The following is a 24,470-nucleotide window of genomic DNA, read 5'->3' on the forward strand; positions in this document are numbered from 1 at the left end:
CCAGCATCAATTCTTTGTCCTAAATGCGTGCTTCAAGTCACAATATGTATTATCTTTTGAGCAAAAATCTATCCTTAATGGTCAAAAAATGAGCGGACATAGCAAATGATTTGTGAGTCAGTCAGTTCTGATTATTTGACCATTCGGGGGAAAAACCGCCAAAAGACGGACTTTTGCCAACTTTGGACAGAGCAGCGTTACTAAAACATTACCCTATATCCAAGTAGAAAGGAATGGCAAAAACGGTAACGAACGGGCTAATCCCCAACTGAAATCTTCCGCAAAGATAGCCCAATAAAGGGAGAATGGGAAGAAAAAAGGCAAAAAAATGAATGCTTGGAATCTTTCCCATCAAAGTACAATGAATTGCGTATCAGCGGATAACCTGACAATAAATAGTTTTGTAACTTATAAAAGGTCAGAGTTATGCGAAGTACGTTTAAGGTTCTGTTCTACCTCAAAAAGAACGCCCCGAAGAAAGACGGTTCCGTTCCCGTGATGTGCCGTATCACTATCGACGGAACCATTGCACAGTTCAGTTGCAAATGCGACATTCTCCCCAATCTATGGGATGTCAAGAGCAACCGGGCTTCGGGAAAAAGTTCCGTCGCATTGGAAACCAACCGCTTCTTGGACAAGATTCGGGTGGGTATCAATGCCAAATACAAGGAGATTGCCGAAAGGGACAACTATGTCACGGCGGAGAAAGTAAAGAACGCTTTCTTGGGTTTGGAGATGCGGTACGAGACACTGCTGACGGTCTATGCCCAGCACAATGAGGATTTTGCCAAGCAGGTATCTGCCGGTCTGCGTCGCGATTCCACATACCATAAGTATTGTACCGTTTACAAGCACTTGGAAGAATTTATCAAGACACGCTATCGTCTGAGCGACATTGCCCTGCGAGAGCTTACACCTGCATTCATCACGGACTTTGAGATTTTCCTCCGCACGGAAAAGCAGTGCTGCAATAATACCGTATGGATCTACATGATGCCTTTGCGCCGAATGATTACCATTGCCCAGAATCACGGCTGGATTGTTCGAGACCCTTTCGTGGATTACAGCATCTCCGCCGAGAGTACGGAAAGGGATTATTTGACCAAGGACGAGATACGTCAAATGATGGATTTGAAGTTTCGCCGCAAGTCCATGGAGTTGGTGCGTGACCTGTATGTTTTCTGCTGCTTTACCGGCTTGTCGTTTACCGATATGAAGAACCTGACCAAAGACAATGTGCAAACTTCATTCGACGGCAAATTGTGGATTATGACCAAGCGACAGAAGACGGGCGTGGAATCCAACATCATGCTGATGGACATTCCATTGAGGATTATCGAAAAGTATGATGGCATGGCAAAGGAAAATTATCTCCTGCCCGTTCCTCAGTACATTACCGCCTGCAAGAACCTTAAAACAATCATCGGACTTTGCGGTATAGAAAAGAACATAACGTGGCATACCAGTCGCCATACCATGGCAACGGAAATTTGTCTGACCAACGGAGTTCCCATCGAAACGCTCTCCAAGATGCTCGGACACACGAATATCCGCACGACACAAATCTACGCCAAAATTACCCACGAGAAGGAAAGCCGGGATATGAATTCCCTTTCCGACAAGTTAAGCCGGATAGAACAGTTTAGCGGTATTACCATATAATAATAAGGAAGAATGTCTATGAAAAGAGAAATCATAACCATTGGCGGTAACGGAGAAATACATATCCCAGCTACTCGCGTTTGGATGTCTGCTTGTGAGATTGCCGACCTGCTCGGGGCATTCTCCGGCAAGGTGAGCGCACAAATCAAAGCGATATTCAAAGAAGTTCTCCTGATGGAGACGGAAGCGATGAGAACAATCCACTCCGAACAAGGATTTATTGATTTATACAGTATCGAAATGATAACGATGCTGTCGTTTCGTATTGCCACACCACAGGCAAAGACTTTGCGAAGGTGGATAATCGGCAGGCTTTCGGAGAAGAAAGTTTCCTCTCCACCCATGATTGTCTGTTACACCGTTGGCAGACAACATAATTAAAGAAAAGCAGGCAGTAAGAAGATAATTCCTACTGTCTGCTTTTTGCTTACTGCACATTCCGTTGTAACTTGATTTGGGCGTATGATGAGCCAATGAAGAGAAGTGGTCGAAGAAGCCATCAAATCTTACGTAAGAATCTCGGAAAACTTACGTAAGTTTTCTGAAATCTTACGTCACTTTTTTGAGAGCTTGTTTTATCGTGGTCAAAACAAATCGACAATACGACAAAAATCAAGGCAACAGCGACAAACATTTCATCATTCCTCAAATCGTGGGTGGTAGTTCTCTTGCAGCAACTTTTCTACCTCCTCCTCTTTATAGAGGACTTTCCCTCCTAATTTGACAAATGGAATACGCCCCATATCACGATAGTCTTGCAGGGTGCGTCGATTGACATGCAGCCGTCGGGAAAGTTCCTCGTCCGTCAAGTACCGCTGCCCTTGAAGCGTTGGTCTGTTTCTTTTCCTCAGGGCATCTATCCCTTTTATCATACGGTCGGAGGCATTGAGGAAGTGCATGATTTCTTCGTCATTCTTGGTCTTTACATTATTACTCATAGTTCTACTTTGGATTTAGTGGTGATTAAGATACTGTGTTATGGAGAGACCGACTTGTCTACCAGTTTCTGAACATCCTCCGGTTTATAGTACATCTTGTAGCCTATCTTCGTATAGGGTAAAGTCCGGTTACTCCGATAGGTTTGCAGTGTACGCAAGCTGACGTTCAGGATTTGGCAGACATCTTGGTTGTCCAGCCATTTGCCCATTCTTTTCTCGTCCGATTCCCGACAGAGGGCATCGACCTTGGCGGTCAGGATGCGGAAACGCTCCATCATGGCTTCATACGTTTTCTTTTCGATTGCTATTACTTCCATATATCAATTTTTAGTTTGGATATTACGATATGCAAATGTAATGACAGCGTATGCGAGAAAGAGATACTTTCATCAAATTGCGTGCTTGTGGCTTTGATATGACAGCCTGTGTCTTCGGGCTTGAATACTTGACAATAAAAATCTCTATTCAGTACATATTTAGCATACAATCCAAACGATTTCAAAGCCCGAACTTTGCACCATAATCAAATTAAAAGAGCGATGGATGTCATTACAATTGAGAGCAAAGCCTACCACGATTTGGTGGGCAAGATAGAGAAAATTCTCCGATATGTGGAGAAAGAGGAACAGGCGAAGGAAGAATACGAAAACCGCCTGATAACCAACAAGGATTTAGCCGAAATACTCGGCATCAGCCAACGCACCCTCCAACGGTTGCGAAGTTCGGAACGTATCGGTTACAAGATTATCCTTGGACGATGCTATTACGACTTAAACGACATAGAGGAGGCGATACGCAAGAAGAGCCTGTACTGCAATCCTCAAAACATCAAAGAGCTGAGACAGAATTTCCTGCTTAAAGCCAAGAGAACGAAATAGCATATGGAACTATTGGACAGAGACACTTTTCTTGAATGGATGGAGCGGATTATGACCCGTTTCGACCATCTGAAGCAGACCATTCCCGATATTCCCCAACGTCCGATGCTCAACGGCGAGCCGCTCTTGGACAATCAAGAGGTCTGTATGATGCTGCAAGTCAGCAAGCGAACCTTGCAACGTTACCGAGATTCGGGGACGCTGCCGTTCCACATCATCTATCACAAAACGTGGTATCTGGAATCAGAGATAACTGCCTTTATGGAACATCATTTCACCGAGAATAAGAAACGGAGAAGAAAGAGGAAAAAAGAAGAATGAGTTCTTTGCTTTTTTATTTTAGTTGTGCAAATCCCGTCCCGTCGTGATGACGAGGCGGGATTTATACTTGGAGTCCGTTTCATAAATCATATTTTCGGTCTGACGACAAAGACCTTGTTTGCCAATGACGGCACACCGTCCGTAAGGGGCTGTGTATCCCTAATACTCTGCCTCGCGTCTTCGGGCAGTCTGTCGGTTTGAGCCGAAAGCGTGCAGACGGAGGATGCGTTAGCGGTAGGCTCAATCGGACGGGACTGCCCTGAGATGTTCCCTTCCATTTCCTTCTGCTCTTCTATGTTCTCTTCTTCCTGCTGTGCGTCTCCCTGCTCAATGGGCTTCAAGGAAAGCTGTATCTGACGGTCGAGTGCGGCAAGTTCCGTCTTGAGGTCTTTCAGTTGCTCTTCCTTTTTCCACGAGCCATTGACCACCTCCTGCAATACGGGAATATCTTTGGCTATCTTCACCGTATCCGCCTCATATTTCTGTATCAGGCTCGGGATCTTTTCCAACGCATTGAGAAAGTTCATGGAGGCAAGTACCGGATCTGTGGCAATGTTACCGTTGTTGTAGCTGTACTTCATGCCACTCTCTCCCATGATGAAAAACCTGTTCTGCGATAAGTCGAAAAGACTCTGTGAGGAGGATTCGGTCTTGACCACTATCTTGAAACCGTAAAGAGTGCCGATGTCGAAATACTCCCCTTTGGTACGGGCATGCTCCTTGACTTCCGCAAGTTTGGCTGCGATCCGTTTCGGGTCGCTGCCTTCCACGCCTTTCAGCTGTATCGGGTTGAGTTTGTTACCGTCCTTGTCCTTTTGCACCCTGCTCTCAAACAGATCCCGGTCGCTTTTGAAGCGTGCTATCAGTTCCTTGTTCCCATCCACGACACGCAACACCTCGTCCAATCGACTTCGGGAAGTCTGCCTGCTGCGCATAAAGGAACGTCGCTCACTCTCCAAGCCAGCAATCTTCTTCTCTAACTTCGCCTTTTCCAACAAGTCCGTATTTCCCGAAAGAATGGCTACATACTCGGAAAAATTCATCCCCGACTTCTCGTCCATGCTTCCCTCGTCGATGGTACGGCTGCCAAGACGATTGTTCTTCAGCTGCTCTATAAATAATTGCTTATTATATAATAGGTTGAACTTATAACTGTCAAGTGATTTTTCCACTGCATAAATGATTACATCCACCTTGTTGTCCGCATGAAACTTGGCTACTTCGTTTCCTTTACGCACCGCCCGTCCGTCCCGCTGTTCAAGGTCGGAAGGACGCCAGGGACAGTCAAGATGATGGATAGCCACGGCACGTTTCTGGGCGTTCACGCCCGTACCGAGCATAGAGGTGGAACCGAACAGTACCCGAATGGTTCCCTCGTTCATGCCCGCAATGAGCGTCTTTCGAGCCTTGTCGCTCTTCGCCTCCTGTATGAAGCGTATCTCCTGAGCGGGTATGCCGTGGTCCTCCACCAACTTCCGTTTGATTTCGCTGTAAGGATTCCACTCTCCGGGCTTGTAGGTTCCGAGGTCGGAGAATACGAACTGCGTACCTTTCTGTGCGTCATACTTCCGATAATACTCTGCAATCTTGGCGGCACAGTGGGAAGCCTTGTTGTCCACATGATCCGAGTACTTCTCGGGATCTATGAGCCTCAAATCTAAGCTCATCTTCCTCGCCATGTCAGTTGCTATCAGCATCTTGGCTTTTTCTTCCCGTTCCGTAAGCGGAGCTCTTCCCAACAGCTCGGCATTGCCCGTCTTGGCAAACTCCACCAATTTGGCGATGAACTCCTCCTGTTCGGGCGTTGGCGGGATATTGTGCATGATTTCGTTTTTCTCGGGTCGGTCTATGCCGATGTCCTTTGCCGTCCGGTAGTCCGTTATCTGGGCGTAGAACGCTGCCAGCTCTGGTACTTTGATGAAATAGCGGAAACGCTCCTTCTGCACAATCTCGTTGGTGACGGAGAACTCGTAGTCGATACTCTTCTTGGCGAAGATAGCCGCCCAAGCATCGAAGGTCTTGATATTCTGCTGTTCCAATGCCTGCGGGCGGAGGTACTTAAAGAGCAGATACAGCTCCGTGAGGCTGTTGGAGATGGTCGTTCCCGAAAGGAAGGTCGCTCCCAAGTCCCTACCCGTCCGCTCCTGAATGGTGCGGATGGCAAAGAGCATGTTGAGTGCACGCTGACTGCCCTCGCTGTTGCCCAATCCTGCCACACGGTCGTGGCGGGTGTTGAACATCAGATTCTTGAAAGTGTGCGACTCATCCACAAAAAGATGGTCTATGCCCATTGTCTTGAAATCCACCGCGTCGTCCTTTCGATTGTCAATGCGGAATTTGATGTCGGAAAGTTTTGCCTCCAAATTCATTTGACGCTTGACCAATCCCTTTTCCATGGAACGGGAAATCGTATGCCCCTGCTGACGCAACACTTCCAAGTTCTCCTCTACACTGTCCAACTCATCCTGCAAGATGCTTTGCTGTATCTCGTCCGACTGGGGTATCATACCGAACTGATCGTGCGTAAGGACAATGCAATCCCAGTTGTTGTTCTTGATGTCATGGAAGATACGCTGCCTTTTATCGGGTGTAAAATCGTTCTTGCCCGGGTAAAGCAGTTTTGCGTTCGGATATGCCGTGTGGAATGTTTGCGCAATCTCCTGCACGTTGGCTTTCAGGGCAAGAATCATCGGCTTGTTTGCTAAGCCCAATCGCTTCATCTCGTAGGCTGCCACGCACATGATGAGCGTTTTTCCTGCTCCCACCTGATGGTCGCAGATACCCCCTCCGTTGAGTTTGAGCATCCATACGGCATCCTTCTGACTGCCATACAGGCTTTCAATACCCAATCCTTTCAGATTGAGGTCGGGAAACGTCTGATGCGAGCCGTCATATTGCGGTCGCACAAAGCAGTTGAACTTGTCGTTATACAGTTTTTCCAGCTGCTTCTTGAAATCGTCCGGCTGCTCGGCAAGCCAGTCTGTAAAGCCGTTTCGTATCTCATCAATCTTTGAATTTGCCATCTGTATGGCTTCCGTATCCCTTACCTTGACCTCCTTGTCTCCGACCATAATCTTCTTGGTGATGTCGGGAGAAGTATTCAATAGGGCGTGTTTCATTAGCGTAACACCATCATAGCGGCGGTGCTGTCCCCGAACACAGAACTTGTCCCAGATGTTGGCATTGTGCAGGCGTGCATCGACAGAGTACTCGTCCGCACTTGAATTGTAGTGTATCGCCACCTCCGTGTCGAAGAGGAAGGAGGCATAGTCCGAGTATATCTGTACGGGAATCCATCTTTCCCCGAAGTTAAAGTCAAGGTCGGCGAAAGGAATGGGGACAGGCACGGCATCCCTAAGCGCCTGCATGGAGGCAGCGGCTCTTGTATCTTCGGGATGCTCCAACAGATAATGTCCGATGTCGTCCGCCTTGGCGACCACATTCCCGGATATGAACTTCTCGCTTGTCTCATATCCACCCTCCAACGGATTGTAATAGACTTTGCCGTTTAATTCGTTCAGGATGTCCTCTTCCGTTCCGTCGGACAACAGGGAAGCCATGTATTCGAGATCCACGCTTCCGAACTTATTCAGGGATGCGGAAAGGGCTTCGGTGGCAGTCTCCACCTGAGTTACATCGTGCAGACTGAAAGAGACGGGCTGAGTGAAGATGTCCGCCTTGACCGTCTTGCCATCCACCTTGCGTTCCAAGAAAAGTATCTCACGTCCTCCAGCGTCCATCAGAATCATTTCGTGGTTCTTGCGATCGTTGAGATGCCCGTAAAGACGTACAAAACGGTCATACAGGTCATTGAGATGCTGCCGAAGAGAAACATTCTCCGCCTTGTGCTCCGCTTCATAATCATAGAGAGCGTGATAGGCGTCTCTCAGGTCTATGTAGCCCAGCATCTTCTGCCGTTCTTGGGAAGAGAAGTCTATGGGCTGAAACAGGCGGTTGTCCTCCATATCACGGACAAGCGTACCTACCTGAAAGTCCGAGGCGAGCAAAGAACCCTCTTTGAGGTGTTCGTGCCATAAGCCCTCATAGGGACGTGCCAGCATCCCTTTCTCCTTATCCTGCTGCCACCACAGCTCGCCCGTATCTTTTAATCCATTTGCCGTCTCGCTGCTTTGTGAAGTCTCGGGAAACAGAGAGGGGGAAGAAACCGGCTTCGGTTTTGCGGCTGCTTTACGCTTGGGCTTCTTTTCTTGAATGACATTTCCGAAGAGGTCGAACAGTTCCGTCTGTGGCGATACATTCGTTTGAATGGGTTCCGTAGTCGCGGGCTTTTCTTCTGTGTGTGCACCATCAGAAGACAGAGGCTTTTGCACGGTCTGTTTTTCCTCAGAATGAGCAGGGAGAATAACTTCGCTCTGTTGCTGTGTGGGGATATGTTGTTGGTATAATGACAGGTCTAACCGCTTTTCCAGATCTGCCCGCAGGATTTTACCCATATCATTGGCAATGCCTTCCGCCCCTCCGCTGTGGTGGAACAGGATGGCGGGTTTCCCGTATGGATCGGTGTCCTGCTTCCACTCGGTATGCACGATTTGTGACATGCTCCGCAGGTAGGTGTTGAACATCACACCGCTGGGACGCTTCTCGCTTTTGATGAAACGCTGCTCCTCCTCGGTAAGGCATGCCTTGTTACTATTCTTTTGCAGGACAATCAGGTCGCTGCCCACTTCCGTTCCGGCATTCTCCGAAAAGAGATTGTTCGGCAGACGGACTGCCGACACAAGGCGGGTATGGCTCATCAGCCATTCCCGAACAGGTTCGTTCGAGGGAGCGTTCATAACGCCTTGGGAGGTGATGAATGCCAGCACGCCGCCTTCACGAAGCATATCCACACCCTTGACGAAAAAGTAATTGTGCAGGGACATGCGTGCCACCTTGCGTGCCGGCTCGTCCGTCTTGCTGAAGACCGGGTCGAAGACGGCGATGTCCCCAAAAGGAATGTTGCTGCTCACCACGTCAAAATAACCGTTGAACTTGGATTCGATTTCCTCAAATCCACGGATGCGTATCTTGTCGTCGGGATGCAGGGCGGAAAGCAGTTGTCCCGTCAGGATGTCTTTCTCAAAGCCGAATGTGGTGTGTCCTTCGGCTGTGATAGTATTGAACGAGCGGATAAACTCGCCCATTCCTGCCGACGGGTCGAGTATCTTGCCGGGGGTAATGCCTGCCTCTTGCAAGGACGCGGCAATCTCCTGTACTATGGGTTCAGGTGTATAGAAAGCGGTCATCACCGAGTTTTTCAGACTCTGCATATAGCTTTTGTACTGAGTCTCCGAAGCGGTGTTGTCCCGAATAACCCGATGCAGTTCCATAACCAAGGGGAAGAGTTCCACTTCCGACTTGTTCCAGCGTGCGATGTCCTCCATCGAGTTTGCCGGTGAAAGAATACACTTTAAGGCACCGAAACCCGTATAAGCCCGCAACACCTTCATTTCCTCCTCCGTAGCCGTGCGATGCTCCCGATGGAGGGTAAAAACCGTTTGGATGGCATCTATATTCGCCCGAAGATGCTCTTTCTTGTTATAGCTTGCCATCTTCTTCGAGTTTTAATTGGATAAAGCCCGTCAGTTCCGTGTATAGGGCATTGTATTCGGGGGTATAGGCGAAGTCGTCCGAAATAGGATATTTGGAGAAGATCTCCTCCGCAAACGGACGTAATCGTATTGCTGTCTCCCGTACCGCTTCGAGCGGCACATCTGCTGAGAACTCGTTCCACAGAACGGACGTGAGCGTGTCGTGTCGGGAGAAATGCAGTCCCGCATAAAGGGTTTTGTTGGCGATGCCGATACATTCGGCTACGGAAAAGCCGTTGTCAAAGGCTTCGGTATAGGCTTGCGAGGCGGCTTCGGCACGCTCCTTCACGAAAGGAATGTCGTCCGCCAGCTCGGGGTGGCTCTCCCTGAGAAATGAGAGCAGGGAAAGTTCGTAGTATGAAAAATGAATGACTGTCATATGAATGATTTTAGTGAATGTTATGGATTGCCCGAAAAGCTAATTAGTAATCAAGAGAAAGCTAATGAGCTTTCAGCCGGTTGCTCGGTATCTTTTCTGTTATTACTCGGTATCTTTTCGGAGATTACTCGACATCTTTTGAACGACCGTTTATCGGCTCTGAAAAAAAACTTCTCTAAAGAATACTTTTTTGAGGCATAACCCTATAATGCAAAGGCACTCGACGTCCCCGCCGAGTGCCACCACTAAAATCCGCAGTAAAACAATAAGATTGTTATGACCGCATCATTCAGTGGCAAAATTAGCAATTTACGGGGATTTATCTTCGGGATTTGCCCGTTTTCTTGCGTTCGGGGAAGACAAAAACCGTTTTGAAGTCCCCGTCTAACGAGAGCGAAGCCTCGAACCGCTTGCCTGCCTTGGAGGTAAAGCCCTTGATGATGCCGGTTTCCCCATTTACAGCTAACTGGGTCAGCTGTTCGTCCGTAAGGCTTTTGCCCGCAACGGTGCGGAAAAGCGTCCATCCGCAATCGGCATCCGAACATTTGGCACATTTGGAATGAAATACCATCGTACCCTTACCGCACTTGGGGCAATGGATGTCGCTTCGCCTTTGAGGGAAGAGGATTTTGGACGAGAGCAGTTCGTCGGTAATCTGCGTGGCATAAGACTCGATGTCCTTGCGGAAATCTTTTTCCTTCATCTCTCCACGTTCTATCTTCGCCAAGTCTGCCTCCCACTGCCCGGTCATCTCGGCATTGCCGATTTTCATTTCCTTGACGATGGAATAGAGGACAAGTCCTTTTTCGGTAGGCACGAGCGACTTCTCCTTACGTACCATATACTCGCGGGTAAAGAGCGTTTCGATGATGGCGGCACGGGTGGCAGGAGTGCCGATGCCGCAATCTTTCAGACAGACACGCAGTTCCTCGTCTTCCAACTCCTTGCCTGCCGTCTCCATTGCAGAAAGTAAGGAACTTTCCGTGTGTAGCGGTTTGGGCTTGGTTGTCCCTTGTGCCAACGAACAGGCGGAAATGGCAAGTTGCATGCCTTCGTTCCATTCCGGAATGAGGACTCCTTCGCCATTCTCACGGCTTTCTCGCTCTTCGGCTTCGAGCTGTTCCTTGTCTTTGCCTTTCTCGTTTTTAAGGATGCTACGCCAGCCTTCCTGCCTGATGATTTCTCCTTTGAGCGTGAACTTTACACCTTCGCACAAGGCGGTTACGGTGGTAACGTCTTTTTCACACCGAGGGGAGAAGGCTTCCAGCATACGCCCCGCAATCATATTGTAGATGACCGCTTCCTCTCCGAATACATCTATCGGCTTTTTGCCCGTGATGAGCAGGGCGTGGTGGTCGGTCACTTTCTTCCCGTTTACCGACCGGGCATTGAGGACGAAAAGGTTACGGGTATGGATACCCCATACGGGATGGTCGTGCAGGAAGGCAATCAATGCGGGGATTTCCTCGAAGACATCCTCCGAGATATAACGACTTCCGGTGCGCGGATAGGTAATGTATCCTCTTTCATAAAGTTTCTGTGCCAGCGTGAGGGTCTGTTCTGCCGAATAACGGTGTCGGCTGTTGGCTTCCTTCTGCAAGGTGGTCAGGTCGTACAAAAGAGGCGGTTCCTGCTTCGCCTCCTTGCGGACTATCGTTTCTATTGTGATGTGAGAGGCGGCTTTGATCTTCTCATACAAGGCGGTGGCTTCTTCCTTGTTGAAGCAACGTTCGGGATTAGAGAAACGGAAGTTTTCATCGCCGTCCTTTACGGAAAGGCTTAGCTGCCAAAACGGTTGTGGCGTAAACTTTTTATTTTCCCAGAAGCGGGAGCAGACCATGCAGAGCGTCGGAGTCTGTACCCTGCCTAACGAGTAGGTGCCATAACCTGCCGCTATGGAAACGGCTTGGGTGGCATTGATGCCCACGAGCCAGTCGGCTTCGCTGCGTGCTCGGGCGGCATAGTAAAGATTGTCGTACTCGGCTCCGCTTTTGAGATGGGCAAGTCCTTCCCGAATGGCTTTGTCCGTGAGCGAACTGATCCAGAGTCGCTCAAAAGGCTTGGCGATGCCAAGATACTCGTAGATGAATCTGAATATTAACTCACCCTCACGTCCTGCGTCGGTGGCTACGATGATGCTCTCTGCCGCTTTGAAGAGTTTTTCAATGACTTTGAGCTGGGCAACGACACTCGGGTCTGCCTTGTAGCCTTTACCGCTCTTGACTTGGCGGGGAATAAGGGTAAAGACGGGAGGAAGAATCGGAAGGTTCTCCTTGTGAAAACCTTTGAAGCCGTAGGCTTCGGGCATGGCCGCCGTTATCAGGTGTCCCAATGCCCATGTGACGGTGTAGTTACTGCCTTCTATATAGCCCTCTTTTCTGTTTGTTGCCCGAACGACGCGGGCTATCTCACGGGCTACGCTCGGTTTTTCTGCTATGATGACTTTCATACGATTTTACTTTTGGATGTTAGTGGTGGCGGATTACATTTTCATTCCCTTGGAACGCTTCTGTTCCTGCTTCTCTTCTTTCTGCTCGGCGGTGGGCTGTGTCTGTCCTTCTTTCAGAGGCTCTTTCACATGCTTCGTCGCTTCGTTGGTCTTGCCTTCGGAATTGACGGCTACCTGTGTCTTGGAGGCGTTGTCGGGAACAACTTCTTTGGCTTGGGGCTTGTCGGGATTCCATTTGAAGAAATCGAACTTGTCCTTCTCAAAGTTGGCACGGACGTATGCGTTGAACGGCTGTCCCTGCTTGTCTTTCAAGCCTTCCATATAGACCGTTCCGCCTTCCTTGAGCTTGGCTTGCTCTTCCGGCGAGACCTCCCTTCCCAACAACTTCTTGGGTATGCGGACTCCTTGCCGCTTCTCCTGATTTTCTGCTTTACGGCTGTCTTGCTGCTGTCCTTGGCTTTGCTTGGGTGAGCCGAAACGAAATTCAATTGCCCGCTTGTCGGCGTTGAACTGGAGGTTGGCGTTGAAACTCTTTCCCGTCTTGGCTGTCATTCCCTCCACATAGATGCTCTTGCCTTCCGACAAATCCTTCTTCTGCTCTTCGCTCAGTTTTACGCCCTTGATTTCATCAGGGATACGAACTTTATCGGCACTCAAAGCGATGATGTCGTTGGTCAGTCGGTCGATACTCACGAAACTGCGGGTGGGTTTATCGCTATTGGGAAAGGTCAGTTCCACGGTACGTCCGAGGTTGCCCGTTTCTCTCAGGGCATTCTTGTCCTCGTCGGTGAAGGTGTGCCCGAAGAACTCCCGCTCCAACTGAGGCTCCTTGCGGATGGCGTGGACAACGGGGATAAATCTGCCGTCCTCTGTCTCACGTAATGAAAGGCGTGCGTCCGTATGGAGAGCTACGTCTCCGATTTTTACGCTGATGGGGACAAGGTGGGGTGATTTTCGGTATTTTAGCATGGCTTCAAGCTCCTTGCCCTTTTCAAGGCTCTCACGGCTCACGCCCATCTTGGAGAACTGCTCCCAGTCAATCTTCTCGGGGTCTATCTCCTGAAAGGTCCGCTTCTGCTCTCCTGCATAGTCCGAAGGAATCACACGGGCAGAGTCCAGCATCTCCTTGTTGGAGGGGACATCCGGAGCTTTGAGCATCTCGGCGAGAACCCGTGCGCTGGCAACAACACCCTCGAAGGGGACTTTGAAGAAGTGAAATTGTGTGGGGTTCTTGAACTGCCGCATGAAGTTGGAGAGGAAATTCTCCAAGGCGTTGCTGTGCTTGTCGAACTTCAAGAAACTCTGCTCATGTTCGGCGGTAGGCGGTACAGTTTTCAGTCCGCCTTTCTCGTCCGTCCCTGAGACGGCTTTGAGATTCTCGTCCTTGGGGTCTTTCACCAAAAGGACTTCTTGGTCTTTGATTTTTTCGTCCATATTACAATGTATTTAATGACACCAACAGCGGTGTATGAACAAAGGTAAATCAAAGAAACTGTGCATATTAGCAGTTGGAAATAACTGCGTACTTGTGGCATTGATATGGATGAAAGTGGCAAAAAAAGAGGTATGACTCAACACCATACCTCCATATTTTTTATTGATTAAATTATTGCATCGACAATAGTTTGCAGTACATTCCGTCTTTTGCTGCAAGTTCTGAATGCGTCCCGTTCTCTACAATGCGTCCCTTGTCCATCACGATAATCTGATTAGCATTGCGAATGGTTTGCAGGTGATGGGCTATGACCAAAACTGTACGATTTCGGATAAGGGCGGACATCGCCTGTTGTATCTTATATTCATTGACAGGATCGACATTGCTCGTTATCTCGTCCAAAAGAATGATGGGAGCATCTTTTAGGAACGCACGGGCGATTGAAAGCCTTTGTTTCTGCCCTCCAGATAGTCCCAAACCGTTTTCTCCGATTTTTGTTTCATAACCTTCCGGCAGACTGACGATAAAATCGTGTATCATCGCCCGTCGTGCAGCTTCCTCGATTTCTTCCTGCGTAGCATTGCGGTTGCCCACTTTGATATTATTGGCAATGGTATCTGAAAAGAGAATAACATTCTGCATCACTACACTGATTTTACCGAGTAGATAATCATAGTCCATTTCTCGAATGTCTATACCACCGATACGAATACTGCCGGTCTGCGGTTCCCAGAAACGGAGTAACAGGTTGGTAATGGTTGTTTTACCAGAACCTGACGAGCCAACAAGTGCCGTTACCGTTCCTTCGGGAACATGGAACGTGAGATCTTTCATCTCAAAACCTTCCTTCTCATAATGGAAACCAACTTTGTCAAAGGAAAGATTGAAATGGGTTGCTGTTTTCGGCTGTTCAGGATTGGTGATAACAGGGGCATTCAACAAATGGGAAATGCGTCCGTAGCTGTCCTTTACCTTGATGTAATTCAGCCAATGACTTTCCATATTGACAAAAGGCTTGTAGAATTCTTTTGAGACGATGACGAACATCAGATAAGCGAAAAGAGAAAGTTCACCTTGCTGTGTCCACCAAAGACCGATTGTAGCCATCAGAGCGAAAGCCAATTCTATCAAAAAAGTGTATCTACCCACACTTACAGCAGCCAAACGGGAAATATTCTTACTGCTTTCTCCAAATTCACTGACAGAGTGGTCGAGTCTGTCACGGAACATTCCTTTTCCACCAAACACTTTCAGCACGGGTATGCCCTTGACATATTCCACGAAGAGACTGACCATATCCGCCAGATTATCCTGTGCCTCCTCCTGTGCTTTCATTCCCGAACGAATGCCCCGATACAGAGAAAATAGGGCAATGGGAAGAATGGCAACCATCGTCAATCCCATGCGCCAGTCCACACAGAACAGCCCGACGCCGAGTATCAGAGCTACAATGAAGTCGGCGGACATTCGCGTCCAAAGATGACCCACAACCATCTCCATATTATCGACGTCTTTGTGAATGACTGTACTTATCTCTCCCAGACGCTCATTGGTATAGAAACCGAGTGAAAACATTTTCAGTTTCAATATGATTTTCTCGCGGATACGTTCCACAAGATCAAATCCGGCAAAATGCTTACTCATATCGGCAATGGCATTGGATATGGTTTTCAAGACCAGCAGACTGCCGAGTACCCATGCTGCCAAAATGAAAGAGATGCTTTCTCCCTGTATATGACGGTTGATGAGAAACAAGACTGTGAGCATTATCGCCGTGCCGCAAAGGGCATAAACCACGAAAAACAGTGCGGAGATAATCAGATGCCGCACTCCGCGAGCGGTCAATTCATTCAGTATATTGCGTACCATTCTTATTCCTCCTCTTCTTTTAATTGCCATTTACTTACTTGTTCCTGTGTTTCCGTCATATTGCGGTACAGAGAACAGTCTTTCATCAGTTCTTGGTGTGTTCCTTTCGACACAACCTGCCCTTTGTCCATCACAACAATACGCTCCATATCCTGAATGGTATTGAGACGGTGAGCAATCGCAATGACGGTCTTGTTGCGCTGCAATTCATCAAGAGCTTCTTGAATTAGTTTCTCATTCTCTCCGTCCAATGCGGCAGTAGCTTCATCGAGAATAACTATTGGAGAGTCTTTGAGCAATATTCGGGCAATGGAAATACGCTGTTTTTCTCCGCCGGAGAATTTTACGCCGGCTTCGCCTGCCAGCGTATCATAACCATTCGGCAAGCCCATGATAAAATCATGAATACGAGCACGCTGTGCTGCCATTTCCACTTCCTTTTGTGTGGCGGTTGGTCTTCCTATACGGATATTATCCCGAATGGTTGTGTTAAAGAGAAAAACCTCCTGCTGTACCATCGAAAAATAATCAGCGATATTACGTTCGGAGAGTTCCGTAATATTCTCTCCTCCCAGTCGTATAGTACCTGTTTGGGGTTGCCAGAACCCCATCATCAAACTTGCCAGCGTGGTTTTTCCCGACCCGGATTCGCCCACGATTGCAGTATGGCTTCCTCTCGGAAATTGAAGACATACATCTTTCAGCGCATTGTCTTCCTTGTTTGGATAGGAGAACGTAACATGCTCGAAACAAACATCCGTCTGTGTCGTATCTGTTTTCTTGTCCGCAGTTTCCTTTGTCTGTACCTCTGTAATGGACTGTACTTTTGCCAACGACTGACCATAGACGATTCGGAAATGTTGGAATGTTGCCAACTTAGCAAAGGAGGACGAGAATAGTCCGCCCAATATCAGGGCAAGGATAAAACGTGCCACCGTCAGTTCGCCCGAAGTCATCAGCCATAGCCCGACAAGGGTCATTACCACGATACCACCTTCCAAGAACATCGTTATGAGCGCCATCGGAACAGTAACGCTGAACATGCTCCGCTTCACCCCATGAATATAATCGCGCATACCGCCAAGTACCCGTACCGTTCTGTTTTCCTCGTTACTGAAAGCCTTGATTACCGATATGGTAGCCACATATTCCAAAAGGTCTTCCGACATTTTTTGCGTACTTTCCATAAAGTGTTGAAAGTTCTTTCCCCAAAGTGTTTTGACAGCCATTTGCAGAAGAAATGCTACAGGCAAAAGAGAAATGAGCGACAGCCCCAAACGCCAGTCCAACACCATAATGATTATCCAGAGTAAGGCAGGAAAAAGCGTAGCCGAAAGGATTTCAGGTAATCCGTGCGCTAAATAAATTTCAATTTGTTCCACATCGTGGTTGATAATATTCACCAATTCGCCAACTTTCCGTTCTTGAAAGAAACCGAGTGGCAAGCGTTGCAGATGACTTATGATACGCAACCTCAATCGTGTAAGGGCATTGTAAGCCGACCGGTGTGCCCGCCAAATCGATGTTCCATAGAATACTCTCCGAAGCAGTGCGAATAGTACCATTATTCCTCCAATACCCGAAACTATTATGGGAGAGAGCGTGCCATTCATCAACTTATCCACTGCCCATACTACCAGCAGTATAGGGAGTGTACCAAAAATAAGGTGCAATATGACCACTGCATTGGAGAGCAGACTGCGGCTCTCCCGTTCCTCATCAAGAGGTCTGACTTTTTGTTTATCCATATATGTGTCGTTTTGATTTTTCTGCTGCAAAGGTACGGCAACGAACATGGGTAAAATAACCCCGATAAGCATTACACTACCCCCAAACAACAATTTGCACGCATATAAACACAACAGGGGCATAAGCGTGAACAGCGGGGGTATTTATTTACTCGGCAGGTAAGTACCTTTGCACAGAATTTCATAAACAAATAAGATATGTCAATCAGCTCAATAGTCCATTTATATAAAAGAATGCTCATTGTCGGATTTCTATTGTTGTGGTCTTATCCTATGTTTGCACAACTGCAACCAACTGAAATAAAAGTTATTGATGCAGAGACTGGAGACAACATAGAATTTGCCACCATACAATGGAAAGGTTTGAATGCTCCAACGTACACGAATGGTACGACTACAAATAGGAAAGGCATTGCAAAACTAAATGCATCAAGTAATCAAAAACTTATGCTTATGGTAAGTTATGTCGGCTATCAGTCTATTACCGATACGATTACTGCAAATGGGAAGCGTTATACCATAAAACTACTCCCGGAATCAACAGAGCTGGCAGATGTAGTCGTAGTTGGGAAAACAAGAACACAAGTTCTCAGAGAGTCGCCTGAAGCAGTTTCTGTAATAAATGCGAAAGAACTTCAAGGCAGATCTATTTCGTTAGAAACCGTTTTGAATAAAACCATAGGTTTGAAAGTCGGGCATACCGGTGGTTTGGGGAGCAGTTCGAGAATTATTGTTCATGGATTGGAAGGAAACCGCATTCAAATCTTATGGGACGGAATACCAATGAGTACTTCTGATGGGGCTTTTTCTCTTGATGAAATTCCGATAGACATTATAGAAAGAATAGAAGTCTATAAGAGTATCATTCCTGCCCGTTTCGGTTGCGATGGATTGGGAGGCGCTGTCAATATCGTTACGAAAGAGTTTAGTACGGATTATTTAGATGCCTCGTATGAATTAGGTTCTTATCAAACACACAAAGGAAGCGTCTTCTCTCGCAAGAATTTTCCAAAGAGTGGCATTCTGCTCGGTGCGGGAGGTTATTATACATCTGCAAAGAATGACTACTCTTTCAGAGTTCCCGAGAGAGAGAATCTGTTGGTAAGGCGTGACCATGACCGTTTTCGTTCGTATATGTTGAAAGGAAAAATTGCTTTCACGAAACTTTGGTTCAATGAGATTAGTACCGAGTTCGGGTACTATAATCGTTTCAATGAAATCCAAGGCATCTTAAAAAACATACAACACGCCGAAGACCAATCAGGAATGTTTATGTTGGAAAACAAACTGATAAAAAGCGGAATGCTGAACGACCGCCTTCACTTTGAGTCCCATTTCTCCCTCTCGCATACAACAAACAATTTTGTGGATACGGCACGAGTTAATCACGATTTCGAGGGAAACATATATCCGAGTCCGAACGGAATGGGAGAAACGGGGGACGTCCCTCATAACTCAAACGACAAAGGATTGGAAATCAACGAACGTATCAATCTTGATTACAGATTGTCTGCCAATCACAGTTTGAATCTGAACACACTCATTAACTATGCACGAAGACAACCGAGCGATAACATTGCAAGTCAGCATGCAGGTTTTGTCATCGGGGGATTTCCCAGTAAAAAGACCAGTGTCGTATCGGGGTTGACTTGGGAGGCAAAACTCTTTGACAAGAAACTGACGAATATGCTCTCCGCAAAGTATTTCCACCTCCATTCCGAGATAGAAGATTTGACTTCATACGAGATGATTGAGGCTCCGAAGAAAAAGAACAATACGACCTCACAAATCGGCTGGATAGAGGCAATAAAATACGAGCCTTTCAGAGGTTTTCATCTGAAAGCATCTTACCAGCGGGCAATACGCCTCCCCAATTCGCAAGAGTTGTTCGGCGATGGTATCATCACCTTTCCTGCTGCTGGATTGAAACCGGAGAAAAGCCACAACTTCAATCTGGGCTTCTTGATAGATAAAAACGACATACTCGGCTTATCGCGATTGCAGTTTGAAGTGAACGGCTTTTATATGCAGGTAAGTGATATGATAAAACTGATGAAACAGCACATGGCAGCCGGATATGTGAACGCAGAAAAGGTACATATTAAAGGTATAGAAACCGAATTAAAACTGGACATCTCACCAACGGTCTATGCCTACGGAAATCTGACTTATCAAGATGTGCGCGATGTCTTGAACTATTTACCCGGTACCCAAGCCCCCAATCCGACAAAAGGATTGCGACTGCCGAACATTCCCTATTTATTCGCCAACTTCGGGGCGGAGTATCACAGCGACCGGTTATTCAAGAATTGGTATGTCAAGGCTTTCTGGGACGGCAAATTTACTGAGGAGTTCTTCTATTTCTGGGAACTAACCGAATTGCAGAAACGACGTATTCCCCGCAGTTTCGTCAATGACATAGGTCTGCTACTGACCTACAAAAACAAATATTCCGTAGCCTTGGAATGCCATAATATAATGAACAAAGAGGTCTGGGACCAGTTCCGCCAACCATTGGCAGGACGGACATTCCACCTCAAATTCAGGTACGTCTTCTCGAAAGGAATTTTCTAATTTAACAAATATAAAAGATGAATACAACAATTTTCAATCGCATAGCCTTTTCCGCTATGCTGGTCGGCGTCATAGGGCTGACATCTTGTAACAAAAATGATGAACCTACGCCTACCCCTCAAGAGGTGCAGCAGCATTTTGTCTTTATCAATCAGATTGACCAAAAGACCGACTATTTGGGGACATTCTCGGATCTCTTGCAGAAAGAGGTCAACAATAAAAATACATACGAGTTCGGCTTCGGTACTTATCCCTTTGTCCATGGCAATATAGTATTGATTGCCGAAGGAGTGTGGGGCGATAAAATTCATCAATTCACTAGAGATACCAAAGGACATTTGGTGAAAGGTCAGACAATGACTTTTGGGCAGGACTCTCGTCCGGGAGAAATTGCTTTCTTCAATAATGAAACAGCCTATGTATCGCTCAGTAAACGAGGGAAGATTGGCATATTCAATCCTCAAACAATGCAGCAAAAAGATGAGATTGATCTTGCAAAATATGCAACGAATGACAATAATCCCGACCCGGGATGCAATGTAATCCGTGATGGAAAACTTTACGTCTCTCTTAATCAGAAAAATTCACCTCACACCTCATGGCCCGGAACGGGAGCAGAGGTTGCCATCATTGACTTGAAGACAAACACGGTAGAAAAGGTAATTAAAGACAATCGAACTGCATCTGTAGGACTTTTTCGTCATTCCTCGGCTATCAAGGACGAACATGGAGACATCTACTTCTACAGTATAGGCATGGATGGGATGAATCCTTTGAAAGACGGCTTCTTACGTATAAAAAAAGGAACTGATGAATGGGATAAGGATTATTACTTCCAATTATCCAAAACAAAAGTAACAGGTCTAGACACTGATGCTGCCTATATCCTTCCGTTCTATTATGCAGGAGGTGGAATAGCATATGCTTGTATTAACATCCCTGCTTACACTCAACACAATGACCTTATGCAATCATCAATTCTTGATTTCAACTATCAACCGGTTAAAATCAATCTTTGGAATAAAACCATCGAAAAACTCGATCTTCCATTGACCACAAGCATGGGAGCTTTTGCTTGTACACGATATAAGGATTTTATAGTCTTTGGTATGACGTGCAAAGAAGGCACAGGATACTATACTTACAATACCAAAACGGGGGAATGCTCGCAAAGACCAGTTGTTACCACCATAGGAGTACCTTCAAGTTTAATCGCATTTGAATAAGCTCCCATTAAAAACATTTCTCATGGAGCTATTGGTCCTTTTCTAAGAGTAATACGGATAAAAACTTGTGATAATTCGAGTTTTTATCCGTATTTGTTTGTAACTTTGCAAAAAGACATAAAATATGACTATAGAATTTTGTGCCATCAACAAACCCGAAGATTGGATGGAGATGGTTGCCGAGCAATTTGGTACATCAGTAATAAACGATGGATTTACTATTCCTTCTTCTATGGGTAGTGGATTTTTCAAACAGTATTATCCCCTGCCATGGCTCACATTGACTTACATCAATTTCATAGCATACGAGCCGATAACTATGGTACGTCGCTCGGTGGAAAAGTCGAAATGGATTCCTGTGATGTTCTATATCAATGAGCATAAGCACGAGCAGATAATTGGAACAAGTACTAAAACGGTCGGAGTGGACACGCTCGATGGCATCTTTATGCCTTCAAGCAGCATTCCGACTGAGTGGAGTTTTCCACCAAAGAAACGATACGAAAATATTACACTGACTTTCAATAAAGATTGGATTGAAAAGATTGATGCAGCATATGAAACCTATATCGGTCGGCTTCTCCAATCGGACAAGGCTTTTTATTTGTTTGAGACAATTACACCTGCAATGCAACAGGTCTTGGATAACATTAAATCAATAACTGAAATCGACAATCCTTTTTCAACGCTTCATTTGCATGGAAAAACTATGGAATTACTGACGATGTACTTTGAAAAGATCGAAAAACGTTCGGAAGTAAAATCTCTTGCCAACCTAAACTTGAATGATGTTGAATCAGTATTCCGTGTTCGTCGCCAGATTCTTCAAAGTCTCAGTGATGTACCGAGTATTCCCGAATTGGCGCGTGAAGCTAATATGAGCAGTTCCAAATTACAAAAGTGCTTCAAGCAGGTTATTGGAAAAGCTATCGCCGAATATGCCCTATCCGAAAAGATGGAATGGGCAAAACGACTGCTTTCCACTCGCCTCTACTCGGTGTCAGAAGTAGGCTATAAAATTGGATATGCCAATCTCAGTCATTTCACGGAGGCTTTCTGCAAATATCACAGGATAAAACCCAAGCAATATCTTGATTCGTTGTAATTCAACTTAACAGGGGTATCACTATACTTTTTACGGATATTTTGTCTCAATAAAACATATGAACTTTGCCCGTAAATTAAAAGGGCAACGAAGATAACACCTGATGAGAATCTTCTTTTCATATCTCTTGCTCTATCATCTGTTTTGACTATTCAATGTTATTCAGATGTATTTACTCTTTCAGAAGAATAGTAAAACCATTCATAGATTAGGAATATGAAAAGACTCGTAAAAAAGAACTCTTTTAAAATGCTACTCTCTGAAAATACAACGAAAGCTACTGCTTGCTTAATAAGAGAAATCTTAAAGCTCGTAGCCACAGAGAGAAAAGTATGTTCATTATTTAGAACCTTGCATTACACTCGATTTCAATTGCAGATTATCCACGCGAGAACTGGATTAACAGTCGAAATGGGGGAAAAATGTATCGGAGTTACTCTTTGTCATTGACACAGAACTGAAACTGCTAGATATGCGGTTGCATGGATTGTTCCCTGCTCCGCAGAAGTCTGTCAGCAATCTCCGTTGGACAGGCAAAGCGACAGATTTAGTGGAACTCCTTTATGCTCTCGACACCTGCGACTGTATCAACAACGGAGAAATAGGCGTGGAAGAATTGGCAGACGCCCTTTCCGAACTCTTCGGGATAGAGATAAAGAACTGCTACAACGTATATATGAATATGAAGCGTCGCAAAGATGACAGCCGCACTTATTTCCTTGACGAACTCCGTGAGAAACTCAATAAGCGTATGGTGGAGAGCGACCTGAAAGGCGGCAAGTTCAAGAAGCGGTAAATCAAAAGGGAGATATTCCAGATTCGGAATATCTCCCTTCATTCATTCTTTGATAAGCACTTCCAACTTTTGGGCTATAGCCTCTGAGGTTGGAAGCAGTTCCTTGTATGCCTCCGGCAATTCGGGTGATAGGCTGTATGTTGCCACCCCGATAGGCATTGTAGAAGTTTTGAGGGCATATTCTACAATCGTTCGGCTCTTGGATTTACAGATGATAATGCCGATGGCAGGATTTTCATGCGGGAGCCTCACGGTATCATTCAGTACATTGAGATAAAACTCCATCTTTCCTTTATATTCAGGCTTGAACTCTCCGATTTTCAGTTCCACTGCAATCATTGCCTGCAAGCGTCGGTTGTAAAGCAGCAGGTCGATGAAGTACTCCCTGCCATCCACTTCCAATCGGTATTGGTTTCCCATAAAAGAAAAGTCCGTTCCGAACTCCATCAGAAAAGAGCGGATATTCTTGATGATAGCCTGTTCCAACTCATATTCCGAATGTTCCTCTCCCAGTCCGATAAAATCCAGCATATACTCGTCTTTTACGGCAAGCACCGCTTGGTTGCGGATGTTTTCGGGCAGCGTGGTATCAAAGTTGCTTTGTCCGAGCAAAAAGTTCTCATATGTTTTCAGTTCTATCTTGTGTATCAGCACATCCTTAGTCCAACCGTATTTCTTAGTCGCCAGAATATAGAACTGTCTCTGCTGCGTCTCCTTGCACTTAGTCAGAATAACGATATGCTTCGACCAGCTAATTTCTCCAACTAATGGTTGGAGAATTTCGTTCGATTGATATTCTGCGTAAAATCGTGCCATGTCCCACATATTGGAAACTCCGAAGCCCTTGATTCCCGGGAACTCTTTTTGTATGTCCTGTGAGAGGTTTTCCACAACGGATTTTCCCCAACCGAGAGCCTTCTGCTGTTCGGTAATTCGTCTGCCTATCTCCCAATAGAGAGTTATCATTTCCTTATTGACGGCTTTCAATGCCTCATACTGTGCAGAGCGGATTCGCTTTGTTATCTCTTCCTTAAAACTCAGGTATTCCGCCGATGTGAGCGGTATATTGTGCGTACTCATATTCTTTCTTCTTTATAGTATGCTTGTACCTCTTACCGAAAAGCCTTTATGACCCTGAACACTGCCCACAAGCAGGTAAAAGGAGCGGTAAAGACTCCGATGACAACAAAGAGGAGGAGTTTGAGGATGTAGTAAACTATCCACTGCCCGTTTGTCCCTGCTACCATTTTATAAGGAATGTACTTTTCCACAAAGAGATAGCCCGACCATATCGCCATTAGCGTATATCCGGACATCCATCGCATATCCTCAAAACCTTTGGTCGCCAAAAAGTTCCACTTGAAACCTATGGCAAACAGAGCTGCCAAGAGTAACAAACTACATACGCTCCTCCACTTCTCGCCTTGTCTTCTCTTTTGAAAACAAGGCGTGCAAAGTATCGGCACATACCTTTCTGCACATTCAGGGCAAAGTCCCTT

Annotated in this window: 18 protein-coding genes; 8 read left to right on the plus strand and 10 right to left on the minus strand. The window is 46.3% G+C overall.

Annotated elements, in window-relative coordinates:
* Positions 1 to 426 precede the first annotated feature (426 nt).
* Entirely contained in the window at positions 427 to 1,662 is a 1,236-nt protein-coding gene (locus tag HMPREF3034_RS09280) for a site-specific integrase (protein ID WP_023058482.1), read from the plus strand.
* An 18-nt stretch (positions 1,663 to 1,680) separates the two neighbouring features.
* Complete coding sequence (locus HMPREF3034_RS09285) at positions 1,681 to 2,043, plus strand: hypothetical protein (protein ID WP_036873657.1); 363 nt, start codon at positions 1,681 to 1,683, stop codon at positions 2,041 to 2,043.
* 257 nt (positions 2,044 to 2,300) lie between these two features.
* Here HMPREF3034_RS09285 and HMPREF3034_RS09290 read toward each other — a convergent pair whose 3' ends face one another.
* Positions 2,301 to 2,600, minus strand: a complete 300-nt coding sequence (locus HMPREF3034_RS09290) for a helix-turn-helix domain-containing protein (protein ID WP_023058498.1) — start codon at positions 2,598 to 2,600, stop codon at positions 2,301 to 2,303.
* A gap of 38 nt (positions 2,601 to 2,638) precedes the next feature.
* Positions 2,639 to 2,917 carry a helix-turn-helix domain-containing protein gene (locus HMPREF3034_RS09295; protein WP_036873535.1) on the minus strand — a complete coding sequence of 93 codons (279 nt, stop codon included), beginning with the start codon at positions 2,915 to 2,917 and terminating at the stop codon, positions 2,639 to 2,641.
* 222 nt (positions 2,918 to 3,139) lie between these two features.
* Between HMPREF3034_RS09295 and HMPREF3034_RS09300 the strand changes: the two genes are divergently transcribed.
* Together HMPREF3034_RS09300 and HMPREF3034_RS09305 are read left to right on the plus strand one after the other, a co-directional pair.
* Complete coding sequence (locus HMPREF3034_RS09300; RefSeq protein ID WP_023058439.1) at positions 3,140 to 3,478, plus strand: helix-turn-helix domain-containing protein; 339 nt, start codon at positions 3,140 to 3,142, stop codon at positions 3,476 to 3,478.
* Between the two features lie 3 nt (positions 3,479 to 3,481).
* Entirely contained in the window at positions 3,482 to 3,799 is a 318-nt protein-coding gene (locus tag HMPREF3034_RS09305; RefSeq protein ID WP_036873533.1) for a helix-turn-helix domain-containing protein, read from the plus strand.
* Positions 3,800 to 3,885: 86 nt separating this feature from the next.
* Here the strand turns inward: HMPREF3034_RS09305 and HMPREF3034_RS09310 are convergent, their stop codons facing one another.
* From HMPREF3034_RS09310 to HMPREF3034_RS09340, 6 genes are all read right to left on the minus strand, one after another.
* Positions 3,886 to 9,351 (minus strand): helicase-related protein, encoded by a 5,466-nt coding sequence (locus tag HMPREF3034_RS09310; protein ID WP_023058389.1) that lies wholly within the window; start codon positions 9,349 to 9,351, stop codon positions 3,886 to 3,888.
* Entirely contained in the window at positions 9,338 to 9,769 is a 432-nt protein-coding gene (locus HMPREF3034_RS09315) for a DUF1896 family protein (protein WP_023058468.1), read from the minus strand. Before HMPREF3034_RS09315 ends, HMPREF3034_RS09310 begins: the two co-directional genes overlap by 14 nt.
* A gap of 319 nt (positions 9,770 to 10,088) precedes the next feature.
* Positions 10,089 to 12,218: a type IA DNA topoisomerase gene (locus tag HMPREF3034_RS09325; RefSeq protein WP_023058387.1), complete on the minus strand. Its 2,130-nt coding sequence runs from the start codon at positions 12,216 to 12,218 to the stop codon at positions 10,089 to 10,091.
* Between the two features lie 33 nt (positions 12,219 to 12,251).
* On the minus strand, positions 12,252 to 13,652 hold the full coding sequence (locus HMPREF3034_RS09330; RefSeq protein WP_023058451.1) for a DUF3945 domain-containing protein: 1,401 nt from the start codon (positions 13,650 to 13,652) through the stop codon (positions 12,252 to 12,254).
* Between the two features lie 172 nt (positions 13,653 to 13,824).
* Positions 13,825 to 15,522 carry an ABC transporter ATP-binding protein gene (locus tag HMPREF3034_RS09335; protein WP_023058494.1) on the minus strand — a complete coding sequence of 566 codons (1,698 nt, stop codon included), beginning with the start codon at positions 15,520 to 15,522 and terminating at the stop codon, positions 13,825 to 13,827.
* A 2-nt stretch (positions 15,523 to 15,524) separates the two neighbouring features.
* Positions 15,525 to 17,270: an ABC transporter ATP-binding protein gene (locus tag HMPREF3034_RS09340; protein ID WP_062435090.1), complete on the minus strand. Its 1,746-nt coding sequence runs from the start codon at positions 17,268 to 17,270 to the stop codon at positions 15,525 to 15,527.
* A gap of 198 nt (positions 17,271 to 17,468) precedes the next feature.
* On the opposite strand from HMPREF3034_RS09340, the gene HMPREF3034_RS09345 reads away from it, so the two are divergent.
* From HMPREF3034_RS09345 to HMPREF3034_RS09360, 4 genes are all read left to right on the plus strand, one after another.
* A complete protein-coding gene (locus HMPREF3034_RS09345; protein ID WP_036873531.1) occupies positions 17,469 to 19,844 on the plus strand; it encodes a TonB-dependent receptor in 2,376 nt (791 codons plus the stop codon).
* 17 nt (positions 19,845 to 19,861) lie between these two features.
* Entirely contained in the window at positions 19,862 to 21,070 is a 1,209-nt protein-coding gene (locus tag HMPREF3034_RS09350) for an NHL repeat-containing protein (protein WP_023058479.1), read from the plus strand.
* Between the two features lie 124 nt (positions 21,071 to 21,194).
* Positions 21,195 to 22,175: a helix-turn-helix domain-containing protein gene (locus tag HMPREF3034_RS09355; protein WP_023058437.1), complete on the plus strand. Its 981-nt coding sequence runs from the start codon at positions 21,195 to 21,197 to the stop codon at positions 22,173 to 22,175.
* 472 nt (positions 22,176 to 22,647) lie between these two features.
* A complete protein-coding gene (locus tag HMPREF3034_RS09360) occupies positions 22,648 to 22,971 on the plus strand; it encodes an RteC domain-containing protein (RefSeq protein ID WP_023058485.1) in 324 nt (107 codons plus the stop codon).
* Positions 22,972 to 23,013: 42 nt separating this feature from the next.
* Here the strand turns inward: HMPREF3034_RS09360 and HMPREF3034_RS09365 are convergent, their stop codons facing one another.
* Together HMPREF3034_RS09365 and HMPREF3034_RS13170 are read right to left on the minus strand one after the other, a co-directional pair.
* On the minus strand, positions 23,014 to 24,051 hold the full coding sequence (locus HMPREF3034_RS09365) for a PDDEXK nuclease domain-containing protein (protein WP_023058422.1): 1,038 nt from the start codon (positions 24,049 to 24,051) through the stop codon (positions 23,014 to 23,016).
* Between the two features lie 32 nt (positions 24,052 to 24,083).
* On the minus strand, positions 24,084 to 24,287 hold the full coding sequence (locus HMPREF3034_RS13170) for a permease of the drug/metabolite transporter (protein ID WP_196491339.1): 204 nt from the start codon (positions 24,285 to 24,287) through the stop codon (positions 24,084 to 24,086).
* Positions 24,288 to 24,470 lie beyond the last annotated feature (183 nt).

It is taken from the genome of Prevotella sp. DNF00663 (assembly GCF_001553265.1).
Lineage (GTDB): Bacteria > Bacteroidota > Bacteroidia > Bacteroidales > Bacteroidaceae > Prevotella.